General features: G+C 54.8%; 7 protein-coding genes and 2 tRNA genes. 8 read left to right on the forward strand and 1 reads right to left on the reverse strand.

The window, feature by feature from the left end; genetic code table 11:
- Nucleotides 1-116: 116 nt before the first annotated feature.
- The 5 genes from HMPREF0494_RS07620 (at nt 117) to HMPREF0494_RS07640 (ending at nt 3,872) form a co-directional block, all read left to right on the forward strand.
- Nucleotides 117-199: transfer RNA gene (locus HMPREF0494_RS07620), tRNA-Tyr, on the forward strand.
- An 11-nt stretch (nt 200-210) separates the two neighbouring features.
- A tRNA-Gln gene (locus tag HMPREF0494_RS07625) sits at nt 211-282 on the forward strand.
- Between the two features lie 122 nt (nt 283-404).
- Nucleotides 405-1,070 carry a hypothetical protein gene (locus tag HMPREF0494_RS07630; protein WP_040458948.1) on the forward strand — a complete coding sequence of 222 codons (666 nt, stop codon included), beginning with the start codon at nt 405-407 and terminating at the stop codon, nt 1,068-1,070.
- Between the two features lie 86 nt (nt 1,071-1,156).
- Nucleotides 1,157-2,551: an MFS transporter gene (locus HMPREF0494_RS07635; protein ID WP_007124375.1), complete on the forward strand. Its 1,395-nt coding sequence runs from the start codon at nt 1,157-1,159 to the stop codon at nt 2,549-2,551.
- A 76-nt stretch (nt 2,552-2,627) separates the two neighbouring features.
- A complete protein-coding gene (locus HMPREF0494_RS07640) occupies nt 2,628-3,872 on the forward strand; it encodes a carboxylate--amine ligase (RefSeq protein WP_007124376.1) in 1,245 nt (414 codons plus the stop codon).
- 108 nt (nt 3,873-3,980) lie between these two features.
- Here HMPREF0494_RS07640 and HMPREF0494_RS07645 read toward each other — a convergent pair whose 3' ends face one another.
- Nucleotides 3,981-6,485, reverse strand: coding sequence for a plasma-membrane proton-efflux P-type ATPase (locus tag HMPREF0494_RS07645; RefSeq protein ID WP_007124377.1), 2,505 nt, complete (start codon nt 6,483-6,485; stop codon nt 3,981-3,983).
- 325 nt (nt 6,486-6,810) lie between these two features.
- Between HMPREF0494_RS07645 and HMPREF0494_RS07650 the strand changes: the two genes are divergently transcribed.
- The 3 genes from HMPREF0494_RS07650 to HMPREF0494_RS07660 all read left to right on the forward strand — a co-directional run bounded on the left by HMPREF0494_RS07650 (nt 6,811) and on the right by HMPREF0494_RS07660 (nt 10,603).
- A complete protein-coding gene (locus HMPREF0494_RS07650) occupies nt 6,811-8,460 on the forward strand; it encodes an aspartate-alanine antiporter-like transporter (protein ID WP_007124379.1) in 1,650 nt (549 codons plus the stop codon).
- 19 nt (nt 8,461-8,479) lie between these two features.
- Nucleotides 8,480-9,199, forward strand: coding sequence for an aspartate/glutamate racemase family protein (locus HMPREF0494_RS07655; protein ID WP_007124380.1), 720 nt, complete (start codon nt 8,480-8,482; stop codon nt 9,197-9,199).
- A 333-nt stretch (nt 9,200-9,532) separates the two neighbouring features.
- Nucleotides 9,533-10,603 carry an NAD(P)-dependent alcohol dehydrogenase gene (locus HMPREF0494_RS07660; RefSeq protein ID WP_007124381.1) on the forward strand — a complete coding sequence of 357 codons (1,071 nt, stop codon included), beginning with the start codon at nt 9,533-9,535 and terminating at the stop codon, nt 10,601-10,603.
- Nucleotides 10,604-10,625: the final 22 nt, after the last annotated feature.

Consider the following 10,625-nt stretch of genomic DNA (forward strand, 5'->3'; position numbering starts at 1 on the left):
CTGGTGAATTTAGAACGGGGCTTTTTTAATTTTGCCGGTGAAAAAGGCTTGCATTTAGGTCGGAGATTCGGTATTATAATAAACGTTGATTGATTACTGAATCAATTTGACCACATGGAGGAGTAGCGAAGTCTGGTTAAACGCGACGGTCTGTAAAACCGTTCCTTCGGGTTCGGCGGTTCGAATCCACCCTCCTCCATCTTTTATTATTGGGCTATAGCCAAGCGGTAAGGCAACGGTTTTTGGTACCGTCATGCGCTGGTTCGAATCCAGCTAGCCCAACTGACGAAGGGAGTTGGAACTTAAATTCCAGTTCCTTTTTTGTTTTTAAAGCTTGTGCCGGCCAGTTTCTTTTTCGGGACATAACCCGGGAAATAATTATTTGCTGATGAGGAGTGATGAAAATGCCCAAGCAGGGTCAGTTTGCTAAGTCAACCCGGACTAAACAACTGAATAGCTTCAAGGTCAAACGCCGCAGTGGTGGTAACACAATCCCTACCGACCAGCTAACCGACTTCCTACTGGTCCGCTTTGCTTTGACCGCAAAGAAACGGGTAGCCCCGGCGGCGCAGGAAACCGTTCAGCGCTTCCTGATTGAGATCAGCGACCGGCTGGTGGCCGCCAATGGCAACCTGGCCCAGCTCGTGCCGCCACTGCTGAGCAAGCTAAACTCCCAGGTGCCCTGGCAGTTTTACGCCCAGCTGACGGCTAATTGGGCCCTCCTCCAGCGCTTCTTGGTCAAGGAGCTACCCGCGGTACCGCTGGTGAAGCGCCTCCGGGTGACTAGCCAGCTTTCTGGCGTCCAATTGAACCGGCTGGTGGCCGAACAACTGGCCCAAAGGGGAGCGGCAGCGACCCTCCTTGGCCGGGGGACCCTGCCGCCGGCCCAAACCCGGCTGCTGGCTAAGCAGCTGCAGGGGGCCCTTTACCAGGACGGGCGGCTTGATTGGCCCCGGGTGCGGGCCCTGCTAGCGCCGCTGCCGTACCGGCCAGCAGCAGAGTTGGACGCGCCGACCCGACAGTGGCTGAGCGCTTTGGCCCGGCAAACCGGTTTGACAGGGGCAAATTAGATTTGGTATAACAATAATGTTAATTAGGCTGTGGTGGAGTAAATCACTACGGCCGTTTTTTATTTAAGCTTTAAGGAGGCGTTAGCGTGGCACACGCAAAGCAACAACATACCTACCTAGCCATTCTTTCCCTGGCGCTCTTGACCTTTATCGGGATTTTGAACGAAACGTCGATGAACGTTACCTATCCAGAACTATCCCGCGAATTTGCGGTTTCCCTGGATATGGTCCAGTGGATTACGACTGGCTACCTCTTGATGGTGACCGTCACGATGGGGACGACGGCCTACCTCCTCCGCCAATTTACCGCCCAGAAGCTCCAGCTGGTGGCGGTTGCGGCCTTTATCACCGGTGATTTGATGTGCGCTTTGACCGGCAGTTTTGCGGTCTTGCTGGCGGGCCGGCTGATTCAGGCCATCGCTACCGGCCTGTCGACCCCGATCCTCTTCCACATCATCTTTACCGAGATTCCCCGGGAACGGCTCGGCGCGATGACCGGTTTTGCGGGGATGGTGATCTCCTTTGCCCCGGCATTGGGGCCGACCTATGGCGGTTGGATTTCCGCCGTGACCTCCTGGCGGATGATCTTTTGGCTCCTGCTGCCGTTTGTCCTGGTCAGTCTGCTGCTCGGTCAGCTCTTTATCCGCAACCGGCCGATTGGCAACCAGCAGCCCTTTAGCTATGGCAGCTTGGTCAGCCTGGCTCTGGCACTGTTTACCGTGGTCTACGGCCTGGCCCTGATTGGCCGGTCCGGCCTGCGCTGGGTGGTCCTGGCCTGGCTGGTGGCGGGAGCGTGCTTCTTTGCCCTCTTCGTTTACGTTAACAACCACGGTCGGTCCCGGCTCTTTGACCTGGGGGTATTCCGCAGCAAGCCGCTCCGGCTGGCGACTTTGACCTATTTTAATTTGCAATTCATCAATATCGGGATTTCCCTGGTAATCCCGCTGTATGCCCAGTACGTGCTCGGCTCGACGTCGACGGTTGCCGGATTGATCCTGTTGCCCGGTTCAGTCTTCGGGGCCCTGCTGGCGCCGTTTGCCGGTCGCCTTGCGGACAGCCAGGGTTTTGCGACCCCGGTTACCTTTGGCGGTGTCTTGCTGCTGGCGGGGACCCTCTGTTTTGCCCTATTTCAGCCGGGATTAACGCCCGTGCTGATTATGGCCTTCTTTATTATTCTCCGGATTGGCTTTAACTTTGCCTTTGGGAACACGATTTCCAACGCGACGGTCCTCGTTGCGGCCCAAAACAGTGCCGACGTCAACTCAATTTTCAACATGGTCCAGCAGTTTGCTGGCTCCCTGGGAACGGCCTTCCTAGCGGCGGTCCTTGCCATTTACCAGAACAGCGGGGCGGGGAGCCTGCAAGCACGTTCTTACGCCGGGGGCCGGTTTGACTACCTCTTCCTGTTGGCAATGGCGATCATTGCGCTGGCGGCGATTGTGGTCAACTATCAGCTGCAAAGGCGGGCTGCCCATCGGTAAGGGGCAAAAAGTATGGTAAAATAGGAGCTTGGAATATGGAAAGCAACGTTTAATTTTAACGAGGGAGTGAGACAAAATGAGCGAACAACCCTTTGTTCCGCTGATTTTAGGAAGCGACTTTAACGCCTACGGAATGGCCCGGTCAATGTATGAAAAGTATGGGGTGAAGTCCCACCTGTACGCGCGGGCGGAGCTGGCCCCGACCCGGTTTTCCAAGATTGTCGACCTGCACATCGACGCCCGCCTGCAACAGCCGGATGTCTTTACCAAGACCCTGATTGCGGCTGCTCAGCAGTATATCAACCAGGGCAAGAAGGTCGTTTTGATCAGCTGTGGGGATGACTACACGGAGCTGGTCAGCAAGAACCGGGACGTGCTGGCGAAGTACATGGCGATCCCGTACGCCGACTACGAGTCCGTCGCCAAGCTGACTAATAAGGAAGAATTTTACGAGGTCTGCGAGCAGTATGCCCTGCCATACCCGAAGACCGCGATCCTCAAACCGGATACCGACTACCAGCACTACCAGTCACCGTTTGAATTTCCGGTGGCCCTAAAGGCGGCCGACGCGGTCGAGTGGCACAAGGGGAACTTCGCGGGCTACGAAAAGGCCTACATCATTAACGATGCCGCCCGCCTGACCGAAGTGCTGACGACGATTTACGAGCACAGTCCTTACAAGGGTGACCTGATCCTTCAGGAGTTTATCCCGGGTGACGACAGCAATATGCGGACGATCAACTGCTACGTCGGCAAGGATGGCCAGGTCAAGCTGATGAGCCTGGGCCACCCGCTGCTGGAGGAGTGTGAGCCGTCCAATGTCGGTAACTACGTGGCAATTATGCCGGCCTACGACGAGCAGATTTACCAAAACATCAAGCACTTCCTGGAGAGCGTCAAGTTCACCGGCTTTGTCAACTTTGACCTGAAATATGACCGTCGTGACGGCCAGTTCAAGGTCTTTGACCTGAACCCGCGGCAGGGGCGGAGCAGCTTCTTCGTTTCCCTTAACGGCCACCAGCTGGCGACCTTCCCCGTGGAAGACTACATCTTTGACCGCTTAGGGGACCAGGAAACGATTTACGCCAACCAGGATCCGGCCCAGTACCAGCTCTGGCTCGGCGTCTCCAAGCAAACCTTCTTAAAATACGCCAAGGACAACGAAATCAAGCAGCAGGCAGAACAGCTGATTAAAGCCGGCCGGTGGGGGACGACCTACCACTACGCCAAGGACATGAACTTGATGCGCTGGCTCTTGGAAAAGCGGATCAACATGGTTTCGCAAAAGAACTTTGCCAAGTACTTCGTGGAAAAGAAGTAAGCAGGGAAAAGGAAAATCCGTACTAGGTTTTAAAGAAATTTAAAACCTAGTACGGATTTTTGCGTTGAAGCGGCTGGAAAGCCAGCCACCCCGGCTTGTGTGGTTAGCCTAGTCCTTATTCAGGTGCCGGTCAACGGTTAGCTTAATAATATTCATGATGAACATCCAAATAATGTTGTAGCCCCAAACAAAGGCAATCGTTTCTAAGGAAATGGCGGGGACGAGCCAGCCAAAGAAGCACATTAAAATCGTGATGATTTGGGTGCTGCAAGTTGCGAGGAGCAGAATTTTAGCCGGGAATGGCCGTTCAAAGAACCATTTTTCGGCCCGGCAAACGAAGAGCATCAAGCAGCCAGCGGAAACAATCTGGATAAACATGATGGTTTGCAGCTGGCTTTGGTTGACCATGTCGAGCCAGCCAAAGGTGTCGTGATGGTTGACCAAGCTGTACCCGACGCTCAGGATCAGCATCGATTGGATTACCGAGAAAATCCCCAGGATGGTCGAAGTGGTTAGTACGTGCGACATCCGCCACCGCATTGGCTTTGTCCCAACCGCGGTATTGTCATAGGCGATTGACATGATCGGCAAATCGTCCAACAGGGACATCATCACAATTGCTACCGCGGTCAGGGGCTGGAACTTGAAAATAATCGATGAGAGAACCACCAGGAACATGATCGTCATGGTTAGGGCCACCCGGTAGATCGTATAGGCGGTGATCCGCTTGAAAATCTTCCGGGCTTCTTTAATCGCGGTCGTAATTACGGAGAGCCCCGGGGCGGTTAAAATGAGGGCGGCAGCACTGCGCGCCGCTTCGGTTGCCCCCTGGACGGCGGTTCCACAATCGGCCTGCTTCAGGGCCGGGGCGTCATTAACCCCGTCCCCAGTCATCGCAACGATGTGGCCCTTTTGCTGAAGCGCTTTGACAATGGCGTACTTGTGCTCAGGGAACACCCGGGCGAAACCATCGGCCTCTTCAATGATATTCACAATTCTTTCCGGAACGTGGTCGGGGTCAAAGTTTTCGGGGAAGACGTCGGCCGCGTTCAGGATTTTCGTCCCCATGCCGAGCTGGCGGGCGGTTTCAATCGCGATCGCCGTGTCGTCACCGGTAATCATTTTAACGTTGATCTTATTATCAAGGGCGTTTTTAATGGTCTTCTTTGAATCATCGCGCGGCGGGTCAAACATGGAAAGAATCCCAAGCACTTGCCAGGTCTTGCCCTGGTCGGTCGACTTGGCGACCGCTAATGCCCGGTAGCCATGGTTGGCCAGGTCGGCCACCGCTTGTTGAATCTTCGCCGTTTCCGCGGCGGACGGCTTTGCCAGGTCGATAATTACTTGCGGCGCACCCTTAGAAGCGTACAGCACTTCACCCTGATCGTTATGGGCGTGGGTTTCGGTCCGCTTGGTCACGGGGTCGAAGGGGATGAATTTGTCGACGTGCCACTTGTGAAGGTCCGCGGGGTTCTTGACCGCGGCAATGATCGCGTCATCAATTGCGTCGTGGTTCTCACGCTGTGATGCAAGGGCACCGGTAAAGATGCAGTCCTGGTCATCGGCGGCGTTAATCAGCGTTGCCTTGCCCAGGGTCAGTTGGTTTTTGGTCAACGTCCCGGTCTTGTCTGAACAGAGGATGTCGATTCCGGCCATTTCTTCAATTGAGGAGAGCTTGGAAACGATCGCCTTTTGTTTCGAGAGGTTAACCGCGCCGAGGGCTAGGGTAACCGAAAAGACGGTTGGCATTGCGACCGGGATTGAGGCGACCAGCAATACCAGGACAAATTCTAGGATGTTGAGGGCACTCTTTAACCCCCAGGTATCGGTAACAACGATGTCACGGTAGACCTGGCAGGCAACCATAATTGCCGCAAGGATAACCGCGACAACGATCAGGAAGTTGCCGATTTGAAACATCGCCTTTTGGGCGTGCCCGACGGAACCGGCACTCGCAACTAATTTGGCGGTTCGGCCAAAGAAGGTGTTAGAACCAGTTGCGATCACTACCCCCAGCATTTCGCCCTGCTTAACGATACTGCCGGAGTAGGCGCCATCACCAACCTTTTTGGTTACGGGCAGCGATTCACCCGTCAGAGCTGCCTGGTCGATGGACGCATACTCCCCGTCGATTAAGCGTACGTCAGCAGGAACTACCATACCCAGGCGGATCTTAATGATGTCACCAGGGACGAGTTCGCGGGCCGGGATGTTTTGAAACTTGCCGTCCCGCAAGACGATTGCTTGCGGTGCCAGGCCCTTTTTCAAGGCTGCGAGGGCACTAGAGGCCTTGTGATTTTGCCAGACCTCAATGGTTACGTTAAACAGCAGCAGAACAAGAATGATAATAAAGTCGTCCCAGTGACCAATAATTGCTGATACGATCGCTGCTAATTCAATCATGTATGAAATGGGGCCCATAAAGGCGTGTAAAACCTGGCTGGCAAACGACTTCTCCTTAGTGGTTAATTCGTTCGCCCCGTATTTTTCGCGGCGTTTTGAAACCTCGGCAGCGGACAGCCCAGTCTTGGGGTCGACTTTTAATTGCTTTATGACTTCAGTTAAATCAGCTTTTTCAAGCTTTTTATCTTGGTTTGCATCTTTGGTGCTCATCTGATAATTCACTCCCTTACTGTTATTAGTTAAAACTTAGCACAGGAAGCGCTTAAAATAAAATAATATATATCTTTTTTAATATTTGCGGCATTTATAAGCGGCCTTTCCGCCAGGCGGGACGCCCGCAAAATCCAGTGGAACTTGACCATTCACTTAATAAGCGGGCCGCTGGTGGTCGGCCTGCGGCCAAACTGGGCCCGACGCGGCTAGTCCAGCGGTGCTTTTAGCGGGCGAGATAAGTTAGCGGGAACTGTTGAATTGCGGTGGCGGCAATGTGATAATATTGCTGGATTGAAATTAGGAAAGTGACTAAGGAGCGTTAATGTTAGCTACAATTACCCATTTTATGGTCAATAACCAGACCTTTACCCTATTTATCTGCGTTGCTTTAGGCTTTGCCATCGGGAACTACAAGATTGCCGGGCGCTTCAACATCGGGGCGACGGTCGGGACATTGATTGTGACCCTGACCGTCGGCCAGGTGGGGGCCTTTCCCCGCAATGAGATGCTGGGGACCATTTTCTTCGGGGCCTTCATGTTCTCCGTCGGCTACCGGATCGGCCCCCAGCTCTTGGTGAGCCTCAAACTCTTTGGAATTCGGATTATTATCGCCAGCCTGTTCTGGATGCTGGTGGCCTTCTTCGTTTCCTGGGGGCTCTTCGTGGCCTTTAAGATTGGCCCGGGAATTGCCGCCGGGGTCATCTCCGGTTCCCTGACCCAGTCCGCAACCGTTGCCAGCTCTCTCCAGACGATCGGGGCACTCCCGGTTAGCCAGACCGTCAGGGCGACCTATGAGGCCCAGCTGCCGGTCGCTTACGCCCTGACCTACGTCTTTGGGACCCTGGGCGTCATCGTTTTCCTCCGGGATGTCGCGCCGAAGATTTGCGGGATCACGATTGAGGAACAGGGGCCGCTGATGGCGTGGAAGTACCACTTTCATGCCAAGAACCCGAACCCGACCTGGCGCCGGACCTACCGGGTTGCCGCGGATTCGCCGCTAGTCGGCAAGACAATCGTGCAGTTTAACCGCTGGACCAACTACCGCCTGATTGCCCTGGCCGTATTTCACCACGATACGATGACCGACCACCTGGAGTATGAAATCAAGCCGGGGGACCTGGTAACGGTGATCGGCTATTCCATTCACTTTGACCGCTTGCACGGCATTCAGGGCATTAAGGAGGTACTGACGCCGACAAACGCCCCGCAGGAACGCAAATTTGTCCTTGGTAAGAACTTCAAGCCGGTTCAGCTGGCAACCCTGCGCCAGCACGGGGTCTTCATTAACATCCAGGACCCGAACACCGGGAACGAACAGTTGATTAACCAGCTGCGCCCCGGCAACGTGATTTCACTGACCGGGAACACCTCGCGAACCGCTAGCATCCTGCATCAGATGGGGCGCTGGCACACCAGTGAGGACGCCATCAACTTCAGCCTCTTTGCCCTCGGAATCGGTGGTGCTTCCCTTTTAGGAATTCTTGGGCTAAAATTAAATGGTATCCCGCTTCAATTAGGCAACGGGACCGCGGCCCTGATTATGGGACTGGTGTTGAGTTCCTGGATTAGCCGCCACCACGACTACAAGTCGATTCCGGAAACGGTCACGACTTTCTGCCAGAGCGTTGGTCTGACGATTTTTGTGGGGACGGTCGGCCTTCAATCGGCCCAGGCCTTTACGTCCGCGGTTAAGTCCCTGGGCGTTGGCGTGCTGGTCGTTGGGGCAATCATCACGATTGCACCGCACCTGCTGACCCTGCTCTTTGGCCGCTACGTCTTGCGGATGGAACCGCTGGCACTGTTGGGGGCTTTGACGGGTTCCGGGACGAGTGCTGCCTCAATGAGTGAAATTGTTCAAAAAGCGGGACCGGAGGGGGGCGCCTACTATGCGGCAGCCTTCACCCCGGCGTTCGTGGTCGGCAATATCGGGATTACCCTGCTCGGCCCAATTTTTGTGGCGCTCTTAGCATAAAAAGGAAGGCAATTTATCAATGAAAAAATTCTTTACCGTTTTAGGGGGGATGGGGACGCTGGCGACCGAGAGCTACGTTCGCCTGCTTGACCAGCGGACCCCGATTCACCGCGACCAGGACTACCTGGACTACATTGTCGTCAACCACGCCAGCGTTCCGGACCGGACGACCTGGATTCTCGACCACAGTCAGCCGGACTACAACCAGGCCTTGATTGAGGACATTCAGCAGCAGAGCCTGCTCAACCCGGCTTTCTTCGTGCTGATCTGCAACACTGCCCACTACGCCTTTGACCAGTTGCAGGCGGCGACGAAGGTCCCAATCCTCAATATGCTTGAGGAGACGGTTGCCGAGATCAAGCGGATCAAGCCAGATGCCAAGAAGGTCGGTCTTCTGGCGACCCGGGGGACCGTGGAGGCCGGCTTGTATGACGGTTACATCACCCGGGCGGGCTATCAGGAGATCAAGCCGACACCGGAAATCGTCGACATGACCGAAGACCTGATCTATCACGATATCAAAGAGGCCGGTCATTCCGACGGCCAGAAATACCACGAACTGGTCCGCAGGATGGTCGAGGAAGAGGGCGCTGACGTTGTCATCCTGGGCTGCACAGAACTATCCTATGCCCAGGAGATGAACCCGGAAACCCAGTACCCGGTGGCCGACTCCCAGTCGATTATTGTTGACCGGTCGTTGGAACGGGGAATGGCGCTAGAAGGGCGGACGGCTAAGTAATGGTTATGGGGAGTGGGAAATAACCTCCTCGACAAGGCGTATGGCTAACCTAGGACGATAGTTGGCACGGAACGGGCCGGCTAGCGTTCGTAGGCAAATAGCCTTGCTTCGCGGCGTTAGACACTAGCCTTGCGGTTACGACACGAAGTTAGCCTGTAGGTTTTCCACGTTATCTTTGTAATAGTTAAGAACTAGCAAGAGACTGGTGAGAAAAACATAGTTTTCTCCCAGTTTCTTTTTTAACGTCCTGTTCAGTAAGCGCTTGCAATTAATTCACAAGCGTGCTATTTTTAGGCTGTTGGTGTTGCCTATGTATTGAAAGGGGAAGTTTGTATGCGTGGTTTTGCGATGATTGGCCCAAACGAGACGGGCTTTATTGAAAAAGACGATCCCGAGATGGGGCCGCGGGACGCCCTGGTTAAGCCGCTAGCGGTAGCGCCGTGTACCTCAGACATCCACACCGTTTATGAGAACGCCATTGGTCCCCGGCACAACATGATCTTGGGCCACGAGGCCTGTGGTGAGATTGTAGCCGTCGGCGACGAAGTCAAGGACTTTAAAGTCGGCGACAAGGTTCTGGTCCCGGCCGTTACGCCGGACTGGTCCAAGCTGGAGTCCCAGGCGGGCTATGCCTCGCACTCCGGTGGAATGCTGGCCGGCTGGAAGTTTTCCAACTTTAAGGACGGGGTCTTTGCTACCCGTTTCCACGTTAACGACGCCGATGGCAACCTGGCCCACCTGCCGCTGGGAATGGATCCCGGTGAAGCATGTATGCTCTCGGACATGATCCCAACTGGCCTGCACGCCGATGAAATGGCGAATGTCCAATATGGGGACACGGTTGCCGTCATCGGAATCGGTCCGGTGGGGCTGATGGCGTTGCGGGGGGCCGTCCTGCACGGTGCTGGCCGGATCTTTGCTGTCGGTTCCCGGCCCAAGACGATTGAAGTGGCTAAGGAGTACGGGGCTACGGACATCATTGACTACCACCAGGGCGACATTGCCGACCAGATCCTCAAGCTGACTGACAACCAGGGCGTTGATAAGGTGCTGATTGCCGGTGGGGACACGGAACACACCTTCGACCAGGCGGCCCGGATGACCAAGCCGGGTGGTGCGATCAGCAACGTGGCCTACCTGAACGGCAATGACGTCTTAAAGATCAAGGCGGCCGACTGGGGTGTTGGGATGTCCAACATCACTATCGACGGCGGCCTGATGCCGGGCGGCCGCCTGCGGATGGAGAAGCTGGCCAGCCTGATTACTAATGGCCGCCTGGACCCATCATTGATGATTACCCACAAGTTCTACGGCTTTGAAAAGATTCCAGACGCCCTGGAATTAATGCACAATAAGCCGGCTGACCTGATTAAACCAGTAGTTTACTGTGATGACATTGATTAAACAATAAGTAAACTTATAAGCA

This window comes from Limosilactobacillus antri DSM 16041 (assembly GCF_000160835.1).
GTDB lineage: Bacteria > Bacillota > Bacilli > Lactobacillales > Lactobacillaceae > Limosilactobacillus > Limosilactobacillus antri.

Coding starts and splice junctions, on each gene's coding strand:
- HMPREF0494_RS07630 (WP_040458948.1), top strand. CDS start 405: ATGCCCAAGCAGGGTCAGTTTGCTAAGTCAACCCGGACTAAACAACTG.
- HMPREF0494_RS07640 (WP_007124376.1), top strand. CDS start 2,628: ATGAGCGAACAACCCTTTGTTCCGCTGATTTTAGGAAGCGACTTTAAC.
- HMPREF0494_RS07645 (WP_007124377.1), bottom strand. CDS start 6,485: ATGAGCACCAAAGATGCAAACCAAGATAAAAAGCTTGAAAAAGCTGAT.
- HMPREF0494_RS07650 (WP_007124379.1), top strand. CDS start 6,811: ATGTTAGCTACAATTACCCATTTTATGGTCAATAACCAGACCTTTACC.
- HMPREF0494_RS07655 (WP_007124380.1), top strand. CDS start 8,480: ATGAAAAAATTCTTTACCGTTTTAGGGGGGATGGGGACGCTGGCGACC.
- HMPREF0494_RS07660 (WP_007124381.1), top strand. CDS start 9,533: ATGCGTGGTTTTGCGATGATTGGCCCAAACGAGACGGGCTTTATTGAA.